Raw genomic sequence first — 26,404 nt, 5'->3', positions numbered from 1 at the left:
TGCCGCCTCTGCAGTGGTTTGCACCGCCGGTAATCATGCTTATAAACTGTGATCGGTAGCACACCAGGATATTTCATCGTATGATGAAGGCTTATAAAACAGGAGCCTGTCATGCTCAGCGTACTATCTGTCTGCTGGCGTTATCTTCGTGCCTTCGCCATTATTTATCTGTGCTTATATGCCGGAATCGCTATTTCTGCCCTGCTGCCAATCACCATCCCCGGAAGTATTCTTGGCATGCTAATCCTCTTCGCCCTACTGGCATCGCAAATTCTGCCGGTGAAATGGGTCAAACCCGGCTGTCACTTGCTGATTCGCTATATGGCGTTGCTGTTTGTGCCGATTAGCGTTGGCGTTATCAACTACACCGATATTCTCAGCGCGCAGTTTGGCCCGATTGTGGTCTCATGCGTGGTCAGTACCCTGATCGTACTGCTGGTGGTCGGTTTCACTTCGCAACGCATGCATGAGAAAGCGCTGAGCAGGGAGAGCAACCATGATTGATTTCTGGTGGTCTCTACCGCTGACGCTGGCGGTTTTTTTCGCTGCACGTCGGCTGGCGGCGAAAGTTAAAATCTCACTGCTTAATCCGCTACTGGTCTCGGTGGTGGCGATTATTCCGATTCTGCTGCTGATCAATATGCCGTACGCGCGCTATTTCGCCGGCAGTGCAATACTCAATCAGCTCCTGCAACCGGCGGTAGTGGCGCTGGCGCTGCCGCTATATGAACAGATCCATCAGATCCGCGCGCGCTGGAAATCGATTATTGGCGTCTGCTTTATCGGCAGCCTCACCGCAATGATCTCCGGCACCGCTATTGCCCTGTGGATGGGGGCGACACCGGAAATCGCCGCCACGCTGCTGCCGAAATCGGTTACCACCCCGATTGCGATGGCGATATCCGCTTCGCTGCATGGCATTCCGGCGATCAGCGCCATCTGTGTGCTACTCGCCGGCTTACTCGGGGCGATATTCGGTCATATGCTATTAAATCTGTTGCAGGTACACAGCAAAGCCGCACGTGGGCTGGCGATTGGCAATGCCTCACATGCCCTTGGCACCGCGCGCTGTGTTGAGATCGATTTTCAGGAGGGAGCATTCAGCTCTCTGGCGCTGGTGATTTGCGGTATTATCACTTCGCTACTCGCCCCCTTTATTTTTCCGCTGCTGCTGAGAATGTTTGGTTAAAGCTTGCGAGAGATCGCGCAGATTCACATTAACTTTCATGGATTGCATTGATAGAGAGACTCAGATCACATATAACCGGCTGATTGCACCGTAAAATCGGTGGCCAACGACGCCAATGAGAGGCACTCAATGCATCCACGTTTTCACACCGCCTTTGCAGCCCTGACGCCTGAATTACAGGCCGCCCTTCGCCCGCTGCTGACGGCACACGACTTTAGCGCCAGCTTCAACCCGCAGCAGCTCGCCGCGATTAAACAGCAGACCGCGCTGGATGATGATGCGCTGGCGTTCGCTCTGCTGCCGCTGGCGGCAGCCTGCGCGGTTGCACCGCTTTCCAGTTTTAACGTCGGTGCCGTGGCGCGCGGACAAAGCGGCAGCTGGTATTTCGGCGCCAATATGGAGTTTGTCGCAGCCACCATGCAGCAGACCGTGCATGCCGAACAGAGTGCGGTGACCCATGCCTGGCTGAAAGGTGAAACGGCGCTGGCGGCGATAACGGTGAATTATTCTCCCTGCGGCCACTGTCGCCAGTTTATGAATGAGCTGAACAGCGGCACTGCGCTACGTATCTATTTGCCTGAACGTGAGCCGGCCACGCTGGGTGATTATCTGCCGTATGCCTTTGGCCCGCGTGATTTGGCGATTGAAACACTGCTGCTCGACCCGGTGGATCATGGCTATATTTGCCATGGTGATACGCTGGAACAGCAGGCGATTGCCGCTGCCAGCCACAGCCATGCGCCATACAGCCAGGCCCACAGCGGTGTCGCGCTGGAAACCCGCAGCGGAAACATCTTTGCCGGTCGCTATGCCGAAAATGCCGCGTTTAACCCGAGCCTGCCGCCACTGCAGGCAGCGCTGGTGCTGCTCAATATGCATGGAGATGACTGTAAGCAGATTAAACGCGCGGTGCTGGCAGAAAGTACCGGCGCTAAACTAACGCAACACCAGGCGACTGCTGCCACGCTAAAGGCACTGGGTTGCGATGATTTCCGCTCAATTTCCCTGCAAAGGGCATAGCCTTTCTTCATTTCTTTGACAAAGATCGCAGCTTTTGTTGTAACTTTATTAACAAAAGCTGTACTTCTGTACCAATTCTCTTAGGATCCTGATTCACACAATAATTCACAAGATTAAGGCGTTACTGTCGCAGTCAGATTGAATGCGGCCAGCGCGCAGAAACCGCAGCGTAGATAAGTACCTGAGGATTTCGCCACTGCCCAAGTTCAGGATGGCAAGTAAAGTAGCCTGGAGCAGATTTGCATGGAACTCGAGTACGAGAGTAAAAGACCGCTATATATTCCTTACGCCGGGCCTATTTTGTTAGAGTTTCCGCTGCTGAATAAAGGCAGCGCATTCTCTATCGAAGAACGTAATGACTTCAACCTGAACGGGCTGTTACCTGAAACCGTGGAGAGCATTGAAGAACAGGCAGAACGTGCCTGGCGTCAGTTCCAGAACTTTAAAGACAATAACAATAAACACGTCTACCTGCGCAACATCCAGGATACCAACGAAACACTCTTCTATCGTTTGCTGGACAACCATCTCGAAGAGATGATGCCAGTGATCTACACGCCGACGGTCGGCGCTGCCTGTGAGCACTTCTCTGAAATCTACCGCCGCGCGCGCGGACTGTTTATCTCCTACCCGAACCGCGCCAATATCGAAGATATGCTGCAGAATGCCACCAAACAGAACGTCAAAGTGATTGTGGTTACCGATGGCGAACGTATTCTGGGCCTGGGCGATCAGGGTATCGGCGGTATGGGCATTCCTATTGGTAAGCTGTCGCTGTACACCGCCTGTGGGGGTATCAGCCCGGCCTACACCCTGCCGGTGGTACTGGATGTCGGCACCAACAACCAGCAGCTGCTAAACGATCCGCTCTATATGGGCTGGCGCCATCCACGTATTACCGGCGCCGAGTATGATTCCTTCGTTAACGAGTTTATTCAGGCAGTGAAAAGCCGCTGGCCAGATGTGCTGCTGCAGTTTGAAGACTTTGCGCAAAAGAATGCCATGCCATTGCTGGAACGCTATCGTGATGAAGTGTGCTGCTTTAACGACGATATCCAGGGTACCGCAGCGGTCACGCTGGGGACACTGATTGCCGCCAGCCGCGCCGCCGGCAGCAAATTATGCGATCAGAATGTGGTATTCCTTGGCGCCGGTTCCGCCGGTTGTGGTATCGCCGAGCAGATTATCGCCCAGATGAAATCTGAAGGCCTGAGCGAAGAAGAAGCTCGCGCCCGGGTGTTTATGGTGGATCGTTTTGGCCTGCTGACCGACAAACTGCCAAATCTGCTCAACTTCCAGAGCAAGCTGGTGCAGAAAAGCGAACGTCTGGCCCACTGGGATATCAGCTCGGACTCACTGTCGCTGCTGGAAGTGGTACGTAATGCGAAGCCGGATATTTTGATTGGCGTATCCGGGCAGCCAGGGCTGTTTAGCGAAGAGATTATTCGCGAGATGCATAAACACTGTCCGCGTCCGATTGTCATGCCGCTGTCTAACCCCACCTCGCGGGTGGAAGCGACGCCGCAGGATATTCTGACCTGGACCGACGGCGCCGCACTGGTTGCCACCGGCAGCCCCTTCGCGCCGGTGACCTTGAAAGGGGTAACCTGGCCGATTGCGCAGTGCAACAACTCCTACATCTTCCCGGGCATTGGCCTCGGCGTAATCGCATCAGGCGCCAGCCGGGTGACCGACAGTATGTTAATGGCGGCAAGCCGTACGCTGGCCGAATGCTCGCCGCTGGCAAATGATGGCGTTGGCGCGGTACTGCCGGAAATCAAAGATATTCAGGGGGTTTCCAAGCTGATTGCGATGGCGGTCGGTAAAGCCGCGCAGCTGGCTGGCGTGGCGGTGGTCACCTCAGAAGACGTGCTGTCACGCGCTATCGCCAGAAACTTCTGGCTGCCGCAATATCGTCATTATCGCCGTACCTCGATTTAACTTCTCCGCTGCCGGGCGCAAATGTGCCCGGCACTGCTCAAAAATGCAGCGTCCAACGGCGCTTTGCTTGCTTGATCGCGGTGGGTCAAGTAGCCTTGAGTCATCCTTTACCCAGCCTGACTGAGCGCCCTGAAGCATGGTAAAACGCTTGATTTACGGTCTGATTATCATCATTGCCCTGATGGTAATGGCCGCGCTCGGCCTCGATCGCTGGATCAGCTGGAAAACCGCGCCTTATGTGTATGATGATTTAACCTCACTCCCCCATCGTCAGGTCGGGGTAGTGTTAGGTACCGCCAAGTACTACCGTACCGGGGTAATTAATCAGTACTACCTGTATCGCATGCAGGGTGCGCTTAATGCCTACAACAGCGGCAAGGTAAACTATCTGTTGCTGAGCGGCGACAATGCCCAGCAAAGCTACAACGAACCAATGACCATGCGACGCGACCTGATTGCCGCCGGGGTAGAGCCGGCGGATATCGTGCTCGACTATGCGGGTTTCCGTACGCTGGATTCGATTGTGCGCACGCGTAAGGTATTTGATACCAACGATTTTATTATCATCACCCAGCGTTTCCACTGCGAGCGTGCGCTCTTTATCGCGCTGCATATGGGCATTCAGGCGCAGTGCTATGCGGTACCGTCGCCGAAAAATATGCTTAATATTCGTTTTCGCGAGGTCGGCGCGCGGCTCGGCGCCCTTGCCGATCTCTATCTGATGAAACGTGAACCTCGTTTTCTCGGTCCGTTAGTACCGATTCCGGCATTGCAGGAAGTGCCGGAAAATACGCAAAGCTATCCGGCGGTGACCCCCGAACAGTTACTGGAATTGCAGCAGAAGCAGGAAAAGAAATAGAAATAGGGAGCCATAAATGGCTCCCTGCGGTGTTTCAGCGGCGGGATTTACTCCGCGCCTGCCTGATTATTTCTTGCGAGAATATTTCAGTGAATCCAGCGCTACGGCGAAAATAATGATGCCGCCCTTAATAATATACTGCCAGTAAGGGTTCACGCCGATATAGGTCAGACCATAGTTAATGACCGTAAAGATAATCACACCGGTCACCACGCCGGCAACGGTACCGACGCCACCGGCAAATGACACGCCGCCCACCACGCAGGCAGCAATCGCATCAAGCTCATACATAAAGCCAAGGTTGTTAGTGGCGCTGCCGATACGACCCGCTTCCAGCATCCCGCCGAAGGCATAGAACACGCCCGACAATGCGTAGATCAAAATCAGGTTAAATGGCACGTTAACGCCCGACACTTTCGCCGCTTCCGGGTTACCACCGATAGCAAAAATGTTTTTACCAAAGCGCGTTTTATTCCACAGGATCCATACGAAGACGATAGAGATCATCGCATAGAAGGTGATATAGGAGAGCTTAAAGTCACCAAACCGCAGGAAGCCCTGAGCAAAGGTGGAGAAACCGGCATCAAAACCCGCAATCGGTGACGCCCCGACAAAATCGTAATAGAGCGAGTTCACGCCGTACACGATAATCATGGTACCCAAAGTGGTAATAAATGGCGTAACCTTCAGGTAAGCAATAATAATACCGTTCAGCAGGCCAATAAAGGCACCGATAATACACACTGTCAGAATAACCAGTGGGATTGGTACAGTATCAATATTCGGGAAGACTTTATTGACGTTGTCCATCGCCTGCAACATGGTTGCCGCGACTACCGCCGCCAGACCTACCTGACGCCCGGCTGACAGGTCAGTACCCTGGGTAACAATCAACCCTGCCACGCCCAGTGCAATAATCACTCGCACCGAGGACTGCGTCAGGATATTACTTAAGTTCATTAAACTCAGGAAGGTGGGATCCTGAATAATAATAATTGCCAGCAGAACCAGCAGGACGACGTAAATCCCGCCATCTTTTAACAAGGTGAGCGCACTTTTCTTATTAACAGCTTTCATGGTAACAGCCCTTACATCATTAAAGGTGTAACGACGCTAAACGCAATATTTCGTTCTGCGTGGTGTTTTTCGTTTCGACAATGCCTGCAACCAGGCCATTACTCATTACCAAAATCCTGTCAGTAATACCCAACAGCTCCGGCATTTCGGAAGAGATAATAATAATCCCCTTCTCTTTCTTCGCCAGTTCGGCGATCAGCTGATAAATTTCAAACTTCGCCCCAACGTCAATACCACGCGTCGGTTCATCCAGCATCAGGATTTCTGGCTGCGTTAATAACCAACGACCAATAATCACTTTCTGCTGATTACCGCCGGACAGCGAACCAATCGATGTATGATGGCCCGGGGTTTTCACCCGCATCGCATCAATCACCCACTGCGTATCGCTTTTCATGCGGGTGTTATCCAGCAATCCAACCCGGTTTTTATATTTATGAATATTGGCGATCAGCGAGTTAAAGCCGATATCAAGGTAAGCATAAATGCCGGTTGAGCGGCGCTCTTCGGTGACCAGCGCAAAGCCATGATTGATGGCTTCGTTGGCACTGTCATTATGAATCGCTTTGCCATGCAGTTTAATGGTGCCGGATGATTTCTCGCGAATACCGAATAGCGTCTCGACAATATCGGTACGTTTTGCCCCAACCAGACCGGCAATCCCCAGAATCTCCCCTTTATGCAGATCGAACGAGATATCGCGAATCGAGGGCTGGCTGCGCGAGGTTAAATTACGCACCTCCAGGATCACTTCTCCCGGTACGTTGCTCTTATCCGGGAAACGCTGGCTCAGGGAACGACCGACCATCATCGCGATGATCTTATCCATATCCAGCCCTTCCAGCGGCTGGGTGGCAATCCACTGACCGTCACGTAAAATAGTAATTTCATCACACAGCTGGAAGATCTCCTCCATCTTGTGCGAGATATAGACGATGCCACAACCGCGATCTTTTAATTTGCGGATAATGGTAAACAGATGGTTTACCTCTTTTTCCGTTAATGACGAGGTCGGCTCATCCATAATGACGATTTTGGCATTATAAGAGAACGCCTTGGCAATTTCGATCATCTGCATCTGCGAAACCGAGAGTGTCGCCACTTTGTCACGCGGATCGATATCAATATCTAATTCGTCAAATATCGCTTTGGTATCGCGATACATTTTATTCTGGTCAACAAAGAAGCCTTTGCGCGGATAACGGCCCAGCCACATGTTATCCATCACCGTACGCTGCAGCACCAGGTTTAATTCCTGATGTACCATCGATACGCCGTTTTCCAGTGCCTCTTTGGCGCTGTTAAAATTGATCTCTTCACCCTGAAACAGGATGCTCCCCGAATCTTTACTATAAATGCCAAACAGACATTTTAATAATGTTGATTTCCCTGCGCCATTCTCACCCATTAACGCATGGATCGAGTGAGGCCGTACTTTTAAATTGACGTTGTCTAGTGCTTTCACCCCCGGGAATGACTTACTTACATTGGTCATTTCCAGCAGGAATTCACGCTGCGGTGTCGTATTATCACTGGCCATAATTTACCTGGCTAAAGAGTCAATCGGGCAACTGATGCTGACGGGCGGCATAAATGCCGCCCCTACGTCGGGGGATCTGCAACACTCGAGGGGGAGCGATTAATAGCGCCCACCCGATTCTGTCCCCCTCAGGTTTATTTTACGAACTGAGACAGATTTTCTTTATCTACCGGTACATAAGCAACACGCACCACTTTATTTTCCACTTTATAATCAGTGCCTTCAGCAGCTGGCTTACCGGCAGCGAGGTTTTTCGCCATCAGGAAAGTCGCGCGCGCCTGGTTTTCCGCATCATTCAGCACGGTACCGGCCATGGCGCCTGATTTCACCATTGCCAGTGCTTCTGGCAGGGCGTCAACGCCAAATACCGGGATTGAAGATTTGTTGTGCGCTTTCAGGGCTTCTACCGCGCCCATCGCCATGGCATCGTTATTGGCGATAACCACTTCAATTTTGTTACCGTTCGGGCCGGAGAGCCATGCATCCATTTTATCTTTCGCCATCGCGGTGTCCCACATGGCGGTATCTAAATGCAGCTGCTGGGTTTTCACACCATCTTTGGTCAGGGTGTCGATCACATACTTAGTACGTGCTTCGGCATCAGGATGGCCTGGTTCGCCTTTCAACAGCACAAACTGAATCTGACCATCTTTGTTCAGATCCCACGCCGGAGTGGCTTTCCAGTGTTTCTCAATCAGTTCGCCCTGCTTCACGCCAGACTCTTTCGAGTCAGTACCGACATAGTAGGCTTTATCGTAGCTTGCCAGCGCTTTCGGGTTCGGTTCTTTGTTGAAGAACACGATCGGCACATCATTGGCGCGGGCTTTTTGAATCACCACCGCTGCCGCTGCCGGATCCACCAGGTTAATTGCCAGCGCTTTCACGCCTTTCGCCATCATCACGTCAATCTGATCATTCTGGGTTGACTGACTGTTTTGCGAGTCATTCATTAACAGCTGAACATCCGGAGCTTTCTTCGCTTCTTTCTCAATATCTTTGCGCACGACGGACATAAAGTTGTCATCGTATTTATAGATGGTAACGCCGATACGGGTATCTGCTGCGTGAGCCGTTGCTCCAAACATCATACTGGCAACCAGGGCTGTGAGGGTAAAAGCCTTCTTATTCATAATATCTCCGGGTAATGGCAGGGTAGTTCAATGTCTTACCCCCTCACACCGGGGTGATCAAGGTAAGACAACAGATGATTAACATTCGGCAGGTGCAGTGTGATCAAAAAGTTACACAATACCGATGAATTGCTAATACAAAACCTGACTTCCTTGTTAACTAACGCTTCCTGAAAAGATGTTCTAAACTGTTTCACAGCGGCGATATGGACACGCGAGCAGTGAAGATTATCGCGTTACATTATGTTTCAGCCCCTGCATTGCGCTGTCATCATAGAGAGCGCGTTGTTAATTAACTGTGAATTTACTCACAGATTGGAAACGGTTACATGGGGAAATCTCTTGAATTAGTGACCGGCTCCACATTTTGCCGCACAGCCACGGAATGGCGGCGAACCAAAGTAGGCATAAAACAGTGTTGCGCCGTGTGGTCCTGCTGCCCGGAGGCCCCTTTCAGCGCCAGTTCAGTCGCCAGTTTGGCCATGGAAACAATAGGATAGCGGACGGTTGTCAGTTGCGGATCGGTGTAGCGTGACATCGGGATATCATCAAAGCCGACGATAGAGACCTGCTGAGGTACGCGAATTCCGTTATCTTTCAATGCGGTTAGCGCACCGGCAGCCATACTGTCGTTATAGGCGAACACCGCCGTCAGGTGCTGGTTGCGCCCCAGCAGCTCAACCATCGCTTGCTCGCCGCCCTGCATATCGGGCTCGCCGCTGGCGATCCACCCTTCCGGCGGCGTACAGCCCTGCTCGGCCAGCGCCTGCTGCCAGCCATCGCGGCGCTGCGCCACGTCCTCAATCGGATGACAGGAGCAGAGATAACCAATACGCGTGTGGCCCTGCTGTTGCAGCATGCGGGTGGCCATCAGTGCCCCGCTGACGTTGTCGAGACAGACGCAGCGATGGGCATAGCCCGGCACAATACGGTTAATCAGTACCATGCCGGGGATCTGATCCATAAAGTGCGCCAGTTCGTTATCTGAAAGCGTTTTCGCGTGGACAATTAAGGCGTTACAACGCTGGCGTATCAGCACCTCAATGGCATGACGTTCTTTTTCTTCCTGATGCCATGAGTTGCTGATCAGCACATGCTTGTTCATTTGCTGGGCGACGGTATCCACCGCTTTAACCAGCGCGCCAAAGAAGGGATCGGAGACATCCATCACCACCACGCCGATGGTGTCGCTGATCTGCGTAGCCAGCGCCTGAGCGTTGGCATTAGGACGGTAACCTAATGATTCGACTGCCTGTAGCACGTTCTCACGGGTTTCCGCCGTTACCGCGCTATTATTATTGAGTACGCGCGAAACGGTTGCTACAGAAACGCCAGCGAGGCGTGCAACATCGCGGATAGTAATCATGGACGCCTGGCCTTGAAAATAGTTAATCGCATCGATCTTCCCGACTTCTGAAGTTTTTCTGTCGGCTATTTTGTCAGGCGTAAACGCTGAGCAGCGTGAATCTCGTCACACAGATGAAAACGGTTACATACAATTTTGTAACCTTTGTGATAGCCGTCATTATCCGGCGCGGGAATTCTCCGGCTGGCTGCCGGCAGCAAGGGCGGTGAGCTTGCGCCACAGCCATTCCAGCGGTCCCTGACGGAAATAACGCAGCCACAAAAAGGAGAAAAGAATATTGATCGCCCATACCACCGCCACCACCGCCAGTAACTGCAGACGGTCCAGCCGCATAAACCAGCCAAAGCGGTAAAATAGCGTGGTACAAAGCAGGGTTTGCAACAGGTAGTTACTCAGCGCCATACGCCCCACACAGCTGATGGCATGGGTGAGTTTCAGCTTTGCCAGTTGCGGCCAGTAAGCAAAGCACAGCGCGGCATAGCCCAGCGCCTGTAATGGCCCGGCTAAATCACGCGGCGCCTGCAGTAGAAAGCCGGTCCAGCGAAAATCCCAGCGCAGATACCACTGCAGATAAATACTCGGGATCTGAATCACTAGCGCCAGGCCAATCAGCATCAGCGCCACGCGCCGATAGTGGCGCGCACTGAATTCCCCTCGCAGCCAGCCACTACGCATCAGCGCGCCGCCCATCATCATCGCCCCGGCCAGCTGCCAGCCATACTGCGCCCCCAGCGCCAGCAGGCTGGAAGAGAGATGATCGAGGCGCCCCTGCACGGCTTCCCAGCCGCCGCTGAGTTTCCAGAATGTCTCATATTGCAGATCGGCCACGCCCGGTAGCCAGGAGCGATTCGGTTCGCCGTTGGAGATCAGACTGAAGATCAGCAGTACTCCGACGCCCACCAGATAGAGCAGCGCACCGGTATGAAACAGCGAACGCGTCGACGGAACATCGCGGATCATGCGCCAGGCAATCAGGCCGATAATCGCGTAATCCAGCAAAATATCGCCTTCCCAAAAAAATACCGCATGGATAAAGCCGATAATCGCCAGCCACGTCAGACGCGACTGCAGCCAGCGTTTGCCGCGCGGCAGCAGCATCTGCAGTCCGGCGCCAAACAGCAGGGCAAACAGGGTCAGAAATTTAACCTGGGCAAACAGATCAAGGATCGCCCAGGTCCAGATATCGGATACCGAGGGCATGCCGTGCCAGGCAGGATTAAGATAAGCCGCGGAAGGGAGCGCAAAACCACTGATATTAAGTAACAGGATACCGAGAACGGCGAGACCACGAATAAAATCCAGCGTGATATTGCGTTGCATTAAGGTTTCCTGTTAGTAAGAATTCCCCTCCTCCAGGGCGGAAAGAGGGGCGGAATCAGAGAGCGGCGGCGCCAGTTAGCTATGGCGCACCGCGCGTAAAAACTCCTGACGCGTATTCTGGCTGGATTTAAACAGACCGCCGAGAGAGGTGGTGGTAGTGGCGCTGGTCGCATCGCGAATCCCGCGCGCTTTTACACAGTAATGCACCGCATCAATCGACACCGCCACATTGCTGGTGCCCAGCAGGGTTTGCAGCGCGACTAAAATCTGTTGCGTCAGACGTTCCTGCACTTGCGGACGTGAAGCAAAGAACTGCACGATGCGGTTGATCTTAGACAGACCAATCACCTTTTCTTTCGGAATATAGGCCACGGTCGCCTTGCCGTCGATAATGACAAAATGATGTTCGCAGGTGCTGGTCAGCGTGATATCACGCACCGTTACCATTTCATCGACCTTCATTTTGTTTTCAATCACGGTAATTTTCGGGAAATTGGCATAATCCAGACCGGAAAAAACTTCATCGACATACATTTTGGCGATGCGATGCGGCGTCTCCGCCAGGCTATCGTCTTCCAGATCGAGATTCAGCAACTGCATGATTTCCGTCATATGACCGGTGATCAGACGCTTGCGCGTTTCGTCATCCATTTCACGCGCTGGCGAACGTAATGGGGTTTCCAGTCCACGCGCGAGCAGCGCTTCATGAACCAGGGCGGCTTCCTGACTTAACGTAGCCATATTGATGTTTTTCTCCAGCAGGTGTTTCACCCGTCCGATGCAGCGATTCATCAGACGGACTGTTTTCTGAAGGCGTATTCTGGAACACTCCGCCCGGTTAATCCAGTGAATCAATTTAATCGACGGTGAAACTGTTTCATCTGCCTTTACGCATCACCAGTAATCCGGCTACCACCAGCCCGGCGCCGGCAACATACAGCGCCGGCTCCAGCCGGTGAGTCAGCATAGTGGAGAGTGCCGACAGCATCGGGCCGACCAGCTGACCGATGGCGTAACCGGTAGTCAGTAAACCGGCCAGATAGCGCGTATGCTGCGGCGCCAGTTCGCGACCATATTGCAGCGCCAGTTGCACCACACTAAGAAAACCGCCGCCGATCAGCACTGCGCCAATCACCAGCCCACTGATGCCCGGCAACAGATCGGCGGCAAATACCCCCAGCGCCTGCGCCCACAGCGTCAGCGCCAGACGGAGATTCGCCGATAAGCAGTGGCGGGTGAGAATGCCCAGCCCGATACCGATAACCGCAGCCCCGCCAAAAACAGGCCAGACAAACTGCGCGAAAACACTGTCAGGAAAGCGCGACGCCGCCATTTGCGACAAAAAGGTGGCGGGCAGAATATAGCCAAAACCCGCCAGACTGTAGCTGAGCACCAGCCGCTTTAGCCGCGGCGTCAGCAGCAGCGGCTCTGGCGCGCTCTCCGGGCGGTGCAGCTGGCCGCTACGCGGCAGATTGCGTGCAATCAGCGCGATCAGTATCAGCGCCAGCAGACCATAAGCGCCCCAGGCAAAAGCGGCGCTGACGCCCAGCGCATGCAGCAGTACCGCCAGCATGCCGCTGATAAAGATCCCGGTTCCGGGGCCGGCAAATACCCCCGCCGATAACCCCGGACGTCCGTGATGCAGCAGCTGTTCATTGCTCCACGCCGCCACCAGCACCATGGCCCAGCCGCTGGCCCAGCCAATAATAAAACGCACTATTCCATGCCACCATGGACCATCAACCCATGCGGAGAGCAACGTCAGTAGCACCGCCCCCCAGACCCCGCCTTTCAGGCGCCACTCGACGTGACGGCTGGCGCGCATCGCATCAAATGAACCGCACAGATAACCGAGATAGTTAAATGCCGCCACCAAAGCCGCACTGGTTAAACTGAGCTGATGTTCATTAATCATCAGTGGAACTTGCGGGGTGAAGGCGAAACGGCCAATCCCCATGGCCACCACCAGTGATAAAAATGCGCTCAGCGCCACGCGCAGTGCCATAACCCTCTCCTTTAAATGCTCAGCGCCAGCGCCAGGTTCCCATGGTGTTTTATCGTCGGCGTATCTTAATGGTTGCCAGTATGATGCATGATGGTTAAAATCACAAAAAGTGAATAATCATAAGCAAGTTGCTTACGGGAAATGAATGAATGGATTTAACCCAGCTACGGATGTTTTGTTTAGTGGCAGATAGCGGTTCGGTGGCGCGCGCGGCCGAACTGCTGCATCGCGTACCGTCTAATCTGACCACGCGACTGCGCCAGCTTGAACAGGAATTGGGAACCGATCTGTTTATCCGCGAGAAGCAGCGTCTGCGGCTGTCGCCGATGGGCCATAATTTTCTCTGCTACGCCCGGCGCATTCTGGCGCTAAGCGAAGAAGCACTGAGCATGGCGCGCAGTGGCGAACCGGCGGGCAACTTTGCCCTCGGCTCCATGGAGAGCACTGCCGCCACGCGTCTGCCGGTATTACTGGCCGCCTATCATCAGCGTTTTCCGGCGGTGGCATTGTCGTTAATTACCGGCACCTCCGGTGAAATTATCGAGCGCGTGCGCGCGGGTACGCTGGCGGCGGCGCTGGTCGACGGCCCGGTACCCTATGATGAGCTTAACGGCTGTATCTCATTTCGTGAGCAAATAGTGCTGATTTCCAGCCTCGATCACCCGGAGATCCACAGCGCGACCGACGCCAGCGGCGCTACGCTGTTTGCTTTCCGCCCCAGCTGTTCCTATCGTCTGCGCTTTGAATCCTGGTTTCGTGAAAATGGCGTCCAGCCTGGCAATATTATGGAGATTCAGTCCTATCACGCGATGATGGCCTGCGTCGCCAGCGGTGCGGGTCTGGCGATGATCCCCTGCTCGGTGCTGGCGCAAATGCCGGGTCAGGAGCGGGTGCGGGTGCATCCACTGCCGCCACGCTATCGCGATACCGCCACCTGGCTGATCTGGCGCCGTGATGCTTTCACGCCGAATGTGGAAGCGCTGAAGTACCTGATTATTGAACAGTTCGACGATAAGCCAGAAAGCGCATAAATCTGGTTCATACTTACTCATAACGCAATAAACCAGGTGTTGCCGCCTGGCGCAATCTCAAATATAAGGAAAAGACTGTGGAGATGATCAAAACCCGCGCAGCTGTGGCCTGGGCCGCTGGCGAACCGCTGAAAATTGAAGAAGTAGATTTAATGCCGCCACAGAAAGGCGAAGTGCTGGTGCGGATTGTGGCGACCGGCGTTTGCCATACCGATGCCTATACCCTGTCTGGTAAAGATCCTGAAGGGGTATTCCCGGCGATCCTCGGTCACGAAGGTGGCGGTATTGTCGAAGCGATTGGCGAAGGCGTTACCAGTGTGGCGGTTGGCGACCATGTGATCCCGCTGTATACCCCGGAGTGTGGCGAATGTAAATTCTGTCGTTCCGGTAAAACCAACCTGTGCCAGGCGATCCGCGCCACCCAGGGTAAAGGGTTAATGCCGGATGGCACTACCCGCTTCTTTAAAGACGGCAAGCCGATTTTCCACTATATGGGCACCTCGACGTTCTCTGAATACACCGTGTTACCGGAAATTTCCCTGGCGAAAATCAGCAAAGAAGCGCCACTGGAAGAAGTGTGCCTGCTGGGCTGCGGCGTCACCACCGGTATGGGCGCGGTACTGAACACCGCGAAAGTGAAAGCCGGCGACACCGTGGCGATTTTCGGCCTTGGCGGGATTGGCCTTTCAGCGATCATTGGCGCCACCATGGCAAAAGCCGGGCGTATTATCGCCATTGATATCAATACCAGTAAGTTCGATCTGGCACGCAAGCTCGGCGCCACCGACCTGATCAACCCGAAAGATTACGATAAGCCGATTCAGGAGGTAATTGTTGAACTGACTGATGGTGGTGTGGATTTCTCCTTCGAATGTATCGGTAACGTCAATGTGATGCGTTCTGCGCTGGAGTGCTGCCACAAAGGCTGGGGTGAGTCGGTCATTATTGGTGTGGCCGGCGCCGGTGAAGAGATCTCCACCCGTCCGTTCCAGCTGGTCACCGGTCGCGTCTGGCGCGGCTCCGCCTTTGGTGGCGTGAAAGGACGCTCACAGCTGCCGGGCATCGTTGAGCGTTATATGCAGGGTGAGTTTCAGCTTAACGACTTTATTACCCATACCATGCCGCTGGAGCAGATTAACGACGCATTTGACCTGATGCATGAAGGCAAATCGATTCGTACCGTGGTGCACTTTAATAAGTAATCAGGAGGATTAATGCCATCCACGCTGGAGTTACTGGAAGAACATCGCATGTTTGGCGGCTGGCAGCAGCGCTACCGCCATAACTCATCGACGCTGAACTGCGCGATGACATTCAGCATTTTTCTGCCGGGTCCGAAGAGCGATACCCCGCCGCCGGTGGTCTGGTTTCTTGCCGGGCTAACCTGCACTGATGAGAACTTTACCACCAAAGCCGGTGCGCAGCGTGTGGCCGCCGAGCTGGGTCTGGTGCTGGTCATGCCCGATACCAGCCCGCGCGGTGAAGGCGTACCGAATGATGACGGCTACGATCTTGGTCAGGGTGCCGGTTTTTATCTCAACGCCACCCGCTCGCCATGGGATCGGCATTTCCGCATGTACGATTACATTAACGATGAGCTGTCGGCGCTGATTACCGACAACTTCAACGTCAGCGATCGTCAGGCGATTGCCGGTCACTCGATGGGAGGCCACGGCGCCATTATGCTGGCGTTGCGTAATCCGGGAAAATTCACTTCGGCCTCGGCATTCGCGCCGATTGTCAATCCGTGTCAGGTTCCCTGGGGGCAGAAAGCATTTAGCAACTATCTGGGTGATGACCCGCAGAGCTGGCTGGAGTATGACAGCTGCTGGCTGATGCGTCAGACGCCAGTCAGTGTGCCAGTGCTGATCGATCAGGGGGATAGCGATCAGTTTCTTGCCGATCAACTGCACCCGGAACGTTTAGAGCAGGTGGCGCGGGAAGTTGGCTGGCCATTGACGCTGCGTATTCAGCCCGGCTATGACCATAGCTACTTCTTTATCGCCAGTTTTATCGAAGATCATCTGCGTTTTCACGCTAAGCATCTGTTGGTATAAACGACCGGCGTCCCTTGTCAGAACGGGCGGCATACATGCCGCCATTAGGGTTGGTGCAAATCATCAGAACGGGCGGCATAAATGCCGCCATTAGGGTTCGTGCAAATCATCAGAACGGGCGGCATAAATGCCGCCCCTACTTATAACGCCGGTTCAGGTTCGGTTACCAGACCATCAATTAACACCTGCGGCGTACCCTGCGAGCAACGTTCGATACGCCCCCGGACACCATATACCCGCGCCAGACTCTGCGGCGTAATCACCTCGATCGGCTCACCATCGGCAATTAATTCGCCATTCTGCAGCATTAATACATGTTCGCCATGGCGCAGCGCGATATTAATATCATGCACTACCACCACCGTCACAATATTGCGCTGTTGTGTTTCGCGCCGCACTAAGTCCATCACATGGAACTGGTAATTTAAATCAAGCGCGCTTAATGGCTCGTCCAGCAATAACAACGCCGGGCGGCGAATTAAAGATTGCGCTAATCCCACCAGCTGCTTCTGACCGCCGGAAAGTTGATCAAGATAACTGAGCGCCAGATGCGCAATACCCAGTTGCTCAAGCAGCGCCATCACTTCATTTTCACTGCTGACACTACTGCGGCCGCCGGATGCGCGCTGCGCCACGATAATCGACTCCAGCACGTGCAAATGCACGCCGGCAGGCAGCGACTGGGGCAGATAGACCACTTTATCCGCCCGACGCGCAAACGGCTGAGACATCAGCTCTTCGCCGTTCAGCCACAATTCACCTTTGGCGCGATTCAGCCCGGCAAGGGAACGCAGCAGCGTTGATTTGCCACAGCCGTTTGGCCCGAGCAACACCGTAATTTTGCCACGTGGCAACAGCGGGACATGCAGATTCTCAATAATCTGGCGCTTCGGATAACCGGCGCTAAAACCACGAATCGATAACCCCTGCATCAGACATTCCCCCGGTGGCGCAAAATAATACTCAGGAAGAACGGAACCCCCACCAGCGAGGTGACGATACCCACCGGAATAATAACGCCGGGGATCAGGTTCTTCGACGCAACGGAAGCCATCGACAACACCAGCGCGCCGGTCAGGGCGCTGGCGGGCAGATAGAAGCGATGATCTTCGCCAAATATCATGCGGGCAATATGCGGCGCCACCAGACCGATAAAACCAATCGGCCCGACAAAGGCTACTGCCAGCGCGGAAAGGATACTAATGCGCAACAGCGTCGCCAGCCGTAAACGGCGCACATCAATACCAAAGCTGACGGCGCGATCTTCGCCAAGCCGCAACGCCGTCAGCTTCCACGAACTCATCATTGAGAAGGGCACCAGCAGCAACAACGCCAGCGTCAGCACGCCAAGCTTCTCCCATGAGGCCCGCGCCAGGCTACCCATCGTCCAGAACACTAAGCCCTGTAAGGTATCTTCACTGGCGATAAACTGCATCATCGATACCAGCGCATTAAAGGTAAAGACCAGGGCGATACCAAACAGCACCACGCCGGAAGTCGCCACCCGCGTCCAGCGCGTCACGCCATCCAGCATCAGGGCTGCAAACAGGGCGAAAACAAAGGCGTTTGCCGAGATAAACCACTGATCGGGGATCCCCGGAATGCCAATACCGAGCACAATCGCCAGCGCCGCGCCAAACGCCGCCGCCGACGAGACGCCAAGCGTAAACGGACTTGCCAGCGGGTTATTGAGGATGGTTTGCATCTCCGCCCCGGCCAGCCCCAGCGCCATACCGACCACCACCGCCATTAAGGCGTAAGGTAAACGGATATCCCAGACGATCACCCGCGTGCCGGCATCAACCGTCTCCGGCTGCGTCAGGGCATGCCACAGGGTTTGCAGCGACAGACCGGAAGGTCCAAGGGTAAAATCCAGCACCAGCGACGCAAGGATCGCCAGCAACAGCACGCCCATAATCATCAGGCGGTGCCGCAAAAGTTGTTGATAGCGTCCCATCACGCTCTGAACTGGATTTTTCTTCGCGTACGGCATGGGCTCGTGGGTGACACTCATTATGCTTATCTGCCTTGTTTTATCCGGCGGTCGGTACAAATGGAAAAAGTAACGGTTGTCACCATAACGAAAATGATAATGGTTATCAATGTAATTAACGCCGGTAAAAAAGGCGCGGAAGCCGCGCCTGAGTGACATCCGCACCGCGGGTTAGCCGTTAAATTTTGGGAATTCCATCTCGCTGTATTTAACAAAACGACTGCCGCGGCTCAGCTTGTAGCCAAACCAGATAATCAGGAATAACGGGATGCCGATGTAGGTCGCGGCAACGCCATACCAGTCAATGCGATCGGCGAGGAATGCCTGATAGTTCTGCCCCAGCGTAATAATCAGGCACAGCACAAAAGCAAAGATCGGCCCCAGCGGGAAGAAACCGGAACGATACGGCAGATCAGCAATATCATGCCCCTGTGCCACATAACCACGACGGAAGCGGTAGTGACTGATGGCAATCCCCAGCCAGGCGATAAAACCGGTCATTCCCGAGGTATTCAGCAACCAGAGATAGACCTCCTGGTTACCAAACATTGAGGTAAAGAAGCACATCATCGCCACCACGGTGGTGGCATACAGCGCGTTCCGCGGCACGCCGCCTTTCGACAATTTTGCGAAAATGCGTGGGGCTTTGCCTTCCATCGCCAGGGTGTAGAGCATACGGGTAGAAGCATACATCCCGGAGTTACCGGCGGAGAGCACCGCCGTCAGGATCACCGCATTCATCACGGCCGCCGCCGACAGCAGGCCGGCATGCTGAAACACCAGGGTAAACGGACTGACGCTGATATCTTTCACATCATTACGCAGCAGGCTGGGATCGGTATACGGAATAATCAGGCTAATAATCAGAATCGCAAACACATAGAACAGCAGGATACGCCAGAACACCTGACGCACCGCACGCGGAATGTTTTTTTCCGGTTCTTCCGACTCCCCGGCGGCGATACCAATCAGCTCTGTGCCCTGGAAAGAGAAGCCCACTATCATCGCCACGCCGATCATCGCGGCAAAACCGCCAGCGAACGGCGCATCGCCCACCTGCCAGTTGTGCCAGCCAACGTTTTCGTTGCCATGCAAAATGCCGACGATCATCAGTACGCCAACCGCGATAAAGATGATAACGGTCACCACTTTAATCAGCGAGAACCAGTACTCGGCTTCACCGAAGCCTTTTACCGAGATGTAGTTCAGCAGGAACATCAGGCCAAGGAACAACGCGCTCCAGATCCAGCCGGGAGTATCCGGGAACCAGTAATTCATCACCAGCTGTGAGGCCACCAGATCAACGGCGATGGTCACCGCCCAGTTGTACCAGTAGTTCCAGCCCAGCGCGAAGCCGAAGCCCTCTTCGACATATTTGGAACCGTAGGTGGAAAATGAACCAGAAACCGGCATAAAAGCGGCAAGTTCACCGAGGCTGGTCATCAGGAAGTAGACCATCAGTCCGATCAGCATATAGGAGAGCAGTGCCCCGCCCGGCCCGGCCTGAGAAATCGTCGCGCCCGAAGCGACAAACAGGCCAGTGCCAATGGATCCGCCAATGGCGATCATCGTCAGGTGACGGGCTTTTAGTTCGCGTCTTAACGCAGGTTGTTGTGTTGTTTTTGTATCCTGAACCATGAATAAACGCTGTCCTGGGGTAAAAATGAGGCGCGATTGTAGCAAATCTCCCCCTCAGGTATAGCGATACCGCGAAGTTATAAGTTAGCTTCATAATCCCGCGCCGATCATTAGAAAAAGCATGCAGCCGATCAGACGTGACAATAACTCAGGAAACGTAATAGCGCTTTCGACATATGTTTCTGTCGGTGCTGAATCCGATACAGTGTCCGTGACAGCTTCGGCAGTGGGATTTTCACCTCCACCAGCGATCCGGCCTCCAGTTGATCGGCTATCACCCGGCGTGACAGACAGCTGATGCCCATGCCATGACGTACCGCATGTTTAATCGCTTCCGAATTCCCCAGTTCCATTGCCAGTTCAAACTGTGGCAAATGAGATAACAGCAGATAATCGACGATCTCGCGGGTGCCGGAGCCATGCTCGCGCAGGATCCACTGCATTTTCGCCAGCGCCGCCAGCGTCACCGGCTGCTGCAAAATCGGCGAGTCGGGAGCGGCGAAGACCACCAGCTCATCTTCCAGCCAGGGTTCGCTCAACAGCTCGGTCATATGGCAGGGCCCTTCTATCAGCCCGACATCGACGCGAAAATCGGCGACGGCATTGATCACGTCCTGGCTGTTGCCAACGCTTAATTCCAGCGGCAGGTGCGGAAAGTCACGACGATAACCGGCGAGCATCCCTGGCAGCAGATAGTTGCCGATGGTACTGCTGGCATAAATACGGATGGCGCCATTCTCTTCGCGAAACAGCTGCTCAATCTCTCCGGCCTGCTCCAGCAAACCCACCGCGCGCGGATAGAGCAGACGGCCATGCTCATTCAGCACCAGTCGTTTGCCGACGCGATCGAAAAGCTGTACGCCTAACTGCCCTTCCAGATCCGCCAGCGCGGCACTGACCGCCGACTGCGACAGCGCCAGAATCTGTGAAGCCTGAGTGGTGGACCCGCTCTTCAACACTTCAGTAAATACTTCAATCTGACGCAAAGTGATATGCATCGTGCTTCCTTACGACATCCAGTGAAAAATGGCATACCCCATCAGCAGCAGCCAGAGTACCAGCATAACCAGCAGCGTAGTGGTCAGCCCTTTTCTTTTGTTAGCTGGCGCAGACTGACGCCGCATCGCGTCGCTACGCACCTCTGCAGGTAATAGCTTCAGCAACATCGCCATACCCAGTGGCACCACCAGCGCATCGTCCAGCCAGCCGACCAGCGGAATAACATCAGGGATCAGATCCAACGGGCTGATAACATACAGCGCGATAGCGCCCATCAGACCTTTAATATACAGCGGCGTACGCGGATTGCGGCAGGCATACCACATCATGATCAAATTGCTTTTGAACTGCACAATGCGCCTGAACATTTTCTCTCCGCCTTATTACCTATACCGGTTAATTATAAATATATAATCAATTTCTCTTTTAAGCCAGTTCCCGCCACACTGACCCCATTGAAACCGGAGGTGAATGATGGCTGAACTGATTTTAGCGAAAACGCGTCAGGTTCCGACGCAGCATCTGCCCGGCTTGCTACTGGCGGCGGCGATTGCGGCGGCGGCAATCTGGCTGGGCGATCGGCCGGCGATTGCCTCTTGCGGGCTGGGGGCGCTTACGCTGGCAATCGTCGTGGGTATGCTGGTGGGGAACACTGTCTGGCCGCGTCTGCAGCCGCTATGCGACCCGGGTATTCTGCTGGCGAAGCAGCGGCTGTTACGGCTTGGCATTATCCTGTATGGCTTTCGCCTTACCTTTCAGCAAATTGCCGATGTCGGCCTCAGCGGTGTGCTGATTGACCTGTTGACGCTCTGCTCCACCTTTGCCCTCGCCTGCTGGACTGGACGGCGGCTGTTTGGCCTCGACCGCCAAATCTGCTGGCTGATTGGCGCCGGTAGCAGTATCTGCGGCGCGGCGGCAATCCTGGCCACCGGGCCGGTGATTAAAGCCGACTCCGCAAAAGTGGCGGTGGCGATTGCCACCGTGGTGATTTTTGGCACCCTGGCGATCTTTATCTATCCGCTGCTGTACCCGCTGGTGTTGACATGGTTTCCGGCGGTAACCCCAACCGCATACGGTATTTTTACCGGTTCAACCCTGCATGAAGTAGCGCAGGTGGTGGCCGCCGGACATGCCATCAGCGCGGAAAGCGAAAATGCCGCGGTGATTGCCAAAATGCTGCGGGTGATGATGCTGGCGCCTTTTCTGCTGTTTCTGGGCGCGCTGATGCGCCGTGGCAGCAGCGTTGCCAGCCATCGCGCCGGAGCGATAAGTTTTCCATGGTTTGCCCTGCTATTTATTGTGGTGACGCTGTTTAACTCATTCCATCTGCTCCCGATCGTTGTGGTGCAGAGTATTAACCAGCTGGATACCGTGCTGCTGGCAATGGCGATGGCGGCGCTGGGTTTAACCACTCATATCAGCGCCCTGAAGCGCGCCGGGGTAAAACCGTTATTACTGGCGCTGCTGCTGTTTATCTGGCTGATTATCGGCGGCGGCGCGATCAATCTTGGCGTTCAGCATTTGATGGGCTAAATACCTTCCAGGCGGCAGTTACTGGAGTTTATAAATGTCGTTTCGGTTATCATGGCCCCCTTACCGCCAGACCATTTACAGGAGAACGGCATGAAATATATTGGCGCCCACGTCAGCGCAGCAGGCGGCGTAGACCAGGCGGTCATTCGCGCGCATGAACTGGAAGCCACAGCATTTGCGCTGTTCACCAAAAATCAGCGCCAGTGGCGCGCGGCTCCGCTCAGTGATGAAGTGATTGCCGCCTTTCGCACCGCCTGTGAGCAGTACAACTACAGCTCACAGCAGATCCTGCCGCACGACAGCTATCTGATCAATCTCGGTCATCCGGTGGCTGAGGCGCTGGAGAAATCGCGCGAAGCCTTTCTTGATGAGATGCAACGCTGTGAGCAGCTGGGTCTGTCGCTGCTGAATTTCCATCCCGGTAGCCATCTGCATCAGATTGACGAAGCCGGGTGCCTGCAGCGCATTGCCGAGTCAATTAATATTGTGCTGGATAAAACGCAAGGGGTGACGGCGGTGATTGAGAATACTGCCGGTCAGGGCAGTAATCTCGGCTTTCGCTTTGAGCATCTGGCGGCGATTATTGACGGCGTGGAAGATAAATCGCGCGTCGGCGTCTGTATCGATACCTGTCATGCTTTTGCCGGCGGCTACGATCTGCGTACTGAAGAACAGTGTGAGAAGACATTTGCCGATTTTGAGCGGGTGGTCGGCTTTCGCTATCTGCGTGGTATGCACCTGAATGACGCAAAAAGTGAGTTTAACAGCCGGGTTGACCGCCACCACAGTCTGGGTGAGGGCAATATTGGCAAAACGGTCTTTAGCTGGCTGATGAAAGACAGCCGCTTCGACGGTATCCCGATGATCCTCGAAACCGTGAACCCGGATATCTGGAAAGATGAGATTGCCTGGCTGAAATCACAGCAGAAATAATCAGGATCATCATTCCACGTGCGGCATTTATGCCGCCCGTGCCAATATCTGCGCCAGCCGTGATAATGGCATCTATACCAGCACCGCGTCAGGCGCCGGCATGTAACCAGTGTTGATAATGCGCTGGCCATTCCATGGTGGCGGTCCCTGCTCTGCCCATCGCAAAACCATGCCCTCCGCTGACATAGCGATAGATCTCCACGGCGACCTGTTGCTTGCGGCAGGCTGCCGACATAATCAGGGTATTATCCGGATTGGACACTGAATCGTCCTCGGCCTGCACCAGAAATACCGGCGGGGTATGGGGAGTAACAAAATTCTGTACGGACCAGGCGGCATTGGCGGCGGCTGAAGCATGCGGACCGACCAGCTGCCGGTGCGTCGAAGTATGGGTATAGGGATCCTCCAGCGTGATAACCGGATAAATTAACGCGCCACGATCGGCATCAGCCGGCATGCGGTCCAGTGCATCACGCGGCGGGTAAGACTGAAAATCACTACGCGTCATGGCCATTCCCAACAGGTGGCCTCCCGCCGAAAACCCCAGTACGCTGACGTGCTTCTCCCGCGCTCTTATCAGCCGTAATGCCCGCTGGGCGTCCTGCAGGGATACCAGGTTGCCGTCCGCCCACCCTTCACCCGGTAAACGGTAACTAAGAACATATGCGGTATAACCGCGCGCCGTCAGCCACTCAGCGGCCGGCCATGCCTCGCTGGCCATTTCGATTCGTTGATAGCCGCCGCCAGCGGCAATTAATACCGCATGACCATTGGGTTGCTCGGGAGCCAGCATGGTCAGTAACGGCGTCGCCACATTGCTCAGCGCGCCCCTTGCCGAAACTAAGGGACTACCGGAAGGGCCGCCGCCGCCGGGAGCACTCCCCTGCCACAAAGGAATAGACACCTGCTGGCTACTCGCCGGGCTGGCGCGTCCCAGCCGGCAGCGTAAGCTAATCAGTGTCGCGGCCATAGCGGTCAGAAAATGACGACGATGCATAACAGAGATCCCCAACCAAATAAAAAGGGAGCCATTAAGGCTCCCTCAGGGTGTGTCAGCGATACCAGCTGGCTATCAGGCTTTCGCCAGCACAGCTTCCGTTTCCGGACGTTTCAGAATCGCATAACCCAGACCAGCCAGCAGCGTACCGGCGATAATCGCCATCAGGTAGCCGACCACCGGAGTGATAGCGCCTGGAATCAACAGTACGAACAGACCGCCGTGTGGCGCCATCAGTTTGGCGCCAATCGCCATGGAGATAGCACCGGTCACTGCGCCGCCAATGATACAGCATGGCAGAACACGCATCGGGTCACGGGCCGCAAATGGAATCGCGCCTTCAGAGATAAAGCACAGACCCAGAACCAGCGCTGCCTTGCCGCCTTCCTGCTGACCTTTATTGAACTTATTACGCGCAACCAGTGTTGCCAGACCCATCGCCAGCGGTGGCACCATACCGGCCGCCATAATCGCCGCCATTGGCGCATAGGTTTGCGAACTCAGCAGACCAACACCAAAGGCATAGGCCACTTTGTTAACCGGGCCGCCCATATCGGTACACATCATACCACCGAGGATGGCACCCAGCAGTACCGCATTCGCCGTCCCCATATTCGCCAGCCAGCCGGTCAGGCCAGACATGATTTTCGCCACTGGCGTACCCACTACATAAATCATCAGCAAGCCGGTGATCAGGCTGGCAAACAGCGGGATAATCAGAATCGGTTTCAGCGCTTCCATACTTTGCGGTAGTTTCACCTTGCCGCTAATCAGTTTGGCTGCGTAACCGGCAATAAAGCCAGCGATAATACCGCCAAGGAAACCGGCATTAATGCTGGTTGCCAGCATACCGCCAATCAGACCTGGGGTCAGACCCGGACGGTCAGCAATCGAGAACGCGATATAACCGGCGAGGATCGGCACCATTAATGCGAAGGCGCTACCACCACCGATTTGCATCAGCGCAGCGGCCAGCGTACCGGGTTCTTTAAATGCGGTAATACCAAAGGCAAAGGAGAGCGCGATACACAAACCACCGGCCACTACCATCGGCAGCATATAAGAAACACCGGTCAGCAGATGACGATAAGCGCCTGCGCTCTCTTGTTTCTGCTCACCCTGTGAAGCCTGTTGTCCGCCCTGCGGTTGATAAACTTTGGCTTCAGCAACAGCTTTATCCAGTTCCTGCGCCGTTTTCTTCAGCGCCAGACCGGTTGAGGTACGATACATCGGCTTACCGGCAAACTTCGCCAGGTCCACTTCAATATCCGCCGCCACAATCACCAGATCCGCAGCTGCCACTTCTTCAGCAGTAATCGCATTACCGGCGCCCACAGAGCCACGCGTTTCAACTTTTACCCACCAGCCACGTTTGGTCGCTTCGGTCTGGATAGCTTCCGCGGCCATAAAGGTGTGCGCCACACCAGTAGGACAGGCGGTGATCGCCACCACGCGTTTTGGTCCATTGCTCACCGCGGCCGGCGCTGCGGCAACGGCTGCCGGCGCCTGGTACGGTTTAGCCTGTGACTGTGCGTTGGCCAGGAAAGCTTCCGGCTGACGCAGTGCCTGTTCGATATCACCCAGATAAACCGCTTTGCCATTCAGCGCGCCGTCTGCGGGTATTGATTTACCTGCCACCGCCACCAGATCTGCTTCTGCCGGATTTTCCGTCAGGGTCAGACCGGCTTTAGCTGCAGCTGCCGTGATTAAATTTTTTGCCAGATAGCTGGTTGCCAGGCCCAGCGAGGTATCGATTATCAGCAGCGTTTTCATTTT

At 54.6% G+C, this 26,404-nt stretch carries 24 protein-coding genes; 10 read left to right on the top strand and 14 right to left on the bottom strand.

Annotated features, from left to right (window positions below; all coding sequences use genetic code 11):
- Positions 1-111: 111 nt before the first annotated feature.
- The 5 genes from JWF83_RS18960 (at position 112) to sanA (ending at position 5,009) form a co-directional block, all read left to right on the top strand.
- Positions 112-504 (top strand): CidA/LrgA family protein, encoded by a 393-nt coding sequence (locus JWF83_RS18960; RefSeq protein ID WP_413651963.1) that lies wholly within the window; start codon positions 112-114, stop codon positions 502-504.
- Positions 497-1,189: a CidB/LrgB family autolysis modulator gene (locus JWF83_RS18955; RefSeq protein WP_413651962.1), complete on the top strand. Its 693-nt coding sequence runs from the start codon at positions 497-499 to the stop codon at positions 1,187-1,189. Before JWF83_RS18960 ends, JWF83_RS18955 begins: the two co-directional genes overlap by 8 nt.
- Before the next feature lie 129 nt (positions 1,190-1,318).
- The gene (cdd, locus tag JWF83_RS18950; RefSeq protein WP_413651961.1) at positions 1,319-2,209 is read left to right on the top strand and encodes a cytidine deaminase; all 891 of its coding nucleotides are present in this window, start codon (positions 1,319-1,321) and stop codon (positions 2,207-2,209) included.
- Positions 2,210-2,452: 243 nt separating this feature from the next.
- Positions 2,453-4,150 carry an NAD-dependent malic enzyme gene (locus JWF83_RS18945; RefSeq protein WP_413651960.1) on the top strand — a complete coding sequence of 566 codons (1,698 nt, stop codon included), beginning with the start codon at positions 2,453-2,455 and terminating at the stop codon, positions 4,148-4,150.
- A 136-nt stretch (positions 4,151-4,286) separates the two neighbouring features.
- Positions 4,287-5,009: an outer membrane permeability protein SanA gene (gene sanA / locus JWF83_RS18940; RefSeq protein WP_413651959.1), complete on the top strand. Its 723-nt coding sequence runs from the start codon at positions 4,287-4,289 to the stop codon at positions 5,007-5,009.
- A gap of 66 nt (positions 5,010-5,075) precedes the next feature.
- Here the strand turns inward: sanA and mglC are convergent, their stop codons facing one another.
- From mglC to JWF83_RS18905, 7 genes are all read right to left on the bottom strand, one after another.
- Positions 5,076-6,086, bottom strand: a complete 1,011-nt coding sequence (mglC, locus tag JWF83_RS18935; RefSeq protein ID WP_413651958.1) for a galactose/methyl galactoside ABC transporter permease MglC — start codon at positions 6,084-6,086, stop codon at positions 5,076-5,078.
- A 19-nt stretch (positions 6,087-6,105) separates the two neighbouring features.
- The gene (mglA, locus tag JWF83_RS18930) at positions 6,106-7,626 is read right to left on the bottom strand and encodes a galactose/methyl galactoside ABC transporter ATP-binding protein MglA (protein ID WP_413651957.1); all 1,521 of its coding nucleotides are present in this window, start codon (positions 7,624-7,626) and stop codon (positions 6,106-6,108) included.
- A gap of 134 nt (positions 7,627-7,760) precedes the next feature.
- Positions 7,761-8,756 carry a galactose/glucose ABC transporter substrate-binding protein MglB gene (mglB, locus tag JWF83_RS18925; RefSeq protein WP_413651956.1) on the bottom strand — a complete coding sequence of 332 codons (996 nt, stop codon included), beginning with the start codon at positions 8,754-8,756 and terminating at the stop codon, positions 7,761-7,763.
- Positions 8,757-9,081: 325 nt separating this feature from the next.
- On the bottom strand, positions 9,082-10,122 hold the full coding sequence (gene galS / locus JWF83_RS18920) for an HTH-type transcriptional regulator GalS (RefSeq protein WP_413651955.1): 1,041 nt from the start codon (positions 10,120-10,122) through the stop codon (positions 9,082-9,084).
- Between the two features lie 159 nt (positions 10,123-10,281).
- A complete protein-coding gene (yeiB, locus tag JWF83_RS18915; protein ID WP_413651954.1) occupies positions 10,282-11,442 on the bottom strand; it encodes a DUF418 domain-containing protein YeiB in 1,161 nt (386 codons plus the stop codon).
- A gap of 75 nt (positions 11,443-11,517) precedes the next feature.
- Positions 11,518-12,183 (bottom strand): GTP cyclohydrolase I FolE, encoded by a 666-nt coding sequence (folE, locus tag JWF83_RS18910; RefSeq protein ID WP_413652140.1) that lies wholly within the window; start codon positions 12,181-12,183, stop codon positions 11,518-11,520.
- A gap of 136 nt (positions 12,184-12,319) precedes the next feature.
- The gene (locus tag JWF83_RS18905; RefSeq protein ID WP_413651953.1) at positions 12,320-13,447 is read right to left on the bottom strand and encodes a YbfB/YjiJ family MFS transporter; all 1,128 of its coding nucleotides are present in this window, start codon (positions 13,445-13,447) and stop codon (positions 12,320-12,322) included.
- A gap of 149 nt (positions 13,448-13,596) precedes the next feature.
- Here JWF83_RS18905 and ptrR point away from each other — a divergent pair, with 149 nt between their 5' ends.
- The 3 genes from ptrR to fghA all read left to right on the top strand — a co-directional run bounded on the left by ptrR (position 13,597) and on the right by fghA (position 16,535).
- Complete coding sequence (gene ptrR / locus JWF83_RS18900) at positions 13,597-14,478, top strand: putrescine utilization regulator PtrR (RefSeq protein WP_413651952.1); 882 nt, start codon at positions 13,597-13,599, stop codon at positions 14,476-14,478.
- A 77-nt stretch (positions 14,479-14,555) separates the two neighbouring features.
- On the top strand, positions 14,556-15,680 hold the full coding sequence (locus JWF83_RS18895; protein WP_413651951.1) for an S-(hydroxymethyl)glutathione dehydrogenase/class III alcohol dehydrogenase: 1,125 nt from the start codon (positions 14,556-14,558) through the stop codon (positions 15,678-15,680).
- Positions 15,681-15,692: 12 nt separating this feature from the next.
- Positions 15,693-16,535: an S-formylglutathione hydrolase gene (gene fghA, locus JWF83_RS18890; RefSeq protein ID WP_413651950.1), complete on the top strand. Its 843-nt coding sequence runs from the start codon at positions 15,693-15,695 to the stop codon at positions 16,533-16,535.
- A gap of 140 nt (positions 16,536-16,675) precedes the next feature.
- On the opposite strand, the gene JWF83_RS18885 is transcribed toward fghA, so the two are convergent.
- The 5 genes from JWF83_RS18885 to JWF83_RS18865 form a co-directional block, all read right to left on the bottom strand.
- The gene (locus JWF83_RS18885) at positions 16,676-17,467 is read right to left on the bottom strand and encodes an ABC transporter ATP-binding protein (protein ID WP_413651949.1); all 792 of its coding nucleotides are present in this window, start codon (positions 17,465-17,467) and stop codon (positions 16,676-16,678) included.
- Entirely contained in the window at positions 17,467-18,549 is a 1,083-nt protein-coding gene (locus tag JWF83_RS18880; RefSeq protein WP_413651948.1) for a FecCD family ABC transporter permease, read from the bottom strand. Before JWF83_RS18880 ends, JWF83_RS18885 begins: the two co-directional genes overlap by 1 nt.
- 150 nt (positions 18,550-18,699) lie before the next feature.
- The gene (locus JWF83_RS18875) at positions 18,700-20,166 is read right to left on the bottom strand and encodes an amino acid permease (protein ID WP_413651947.1); all 1,467 of its coding nucleotides are present in this window, start codon (positions 20,164-20,166) and stop codon (positions 18,700-18,702) included.
- A 131-nt stretch (positions 20,167-20,297) separates the two neighbouring features.
- Positions 20,298-21,164, bottom strand: coding sequence for a DNA-binding transcriptional regulator YeiE (yieE, locus tag JWF83_RS18870; protein WP_413651946.1), 867 nt, complete (start codon positions 21,162-21,164; stop codon positions 20,298-20,300).
- A 9-nt stretch (positions 21,165-21,173) separates the two neighbouring features.
- Complete coding sequence (locus JWF83_RS18865) at positions 21,174-21,533, bottom strand: YkvA family protein (RefSeq protein ID WP_413651945.1); 360 nt, start codon at positions 21,531-21,533, stop codon at positions 21,174-21,176.
- A gap of 106 nt (positions 21,534-21,639) precedes the next feature.
- Here JWF83_RS18865 and JWF83_RS18860 point away from each other — a divergent pair, with 106 nt between their 5' ends.
- Both JWF83_RS18860 and nfo read left to right on the top strand, forming a co-directional pair.
- Complete coding sequence (locus tag JWF83_RS18860; protein ID WP_413652139.1) at positions 21,640-22,698, top strand: YeiH family putative sulfate export transporter; 1,059 nt, start codon at positions 21,640-21,642, stop codon at positions 22,696-22,698.
- A gap of 90 nt (positions 22,699-22,788) precedes the next feature.
- The gene (nfo, locus tag JWF83_RS18855) at positions 22,789-23,631 is read left to right on the top strand and encodes a deoxyribonuclease IV (protein ID WP_413651944.1); all 843 of its coding nucleotides are present in this window, start codon (positions 22,789-22,791) and stop codon (positions 23,629-23,631) included.
- A gap of 88 nt (positions 23,632-23,719) precedes the next feature.
- Here nfo and JWF83_RS18850 read toward each other — a convergent pair whose 3' ends face one another.
- Positions 23,720-24,628: an alpha/beta hydrolase gene (locus JWF83_RS18850; protein ID WP_413651943.1), complete on the bottom strand. Its 909-nt coding sequence runs from the start codon at positions 24,626-24,628 to the stop codon at positions 23,720-23,722.
- Between the two features lie 75 nt (positions 24,629-24,703).
- Positions 24,704-26,401, bottom strand: coding sequence for a PTS fructose transporter subunit IIBC (gene fruA / locus JWF83_RS18845; protein WP_413651942.1), 1,698 nt, complete (start codon positions 26,399-26,401; stop codon positions 24,704-24,706).
- Positions 26,402-26,404 lie beyond the last annotated feature (3 nt).

Source organism: Pantoea sp. B65 (genome assembly GCF_047308185.1).
In the GTDB taxonomy this organism is placed as follows: Bacteria; Pseudomonadota; Gammaproteobacteria; order Enterobacterales; family Enterobacteriaceae; genus Erwinia.
This window is presented reverse-complemented; position numbering and strand designations above follow the sequence as displayed.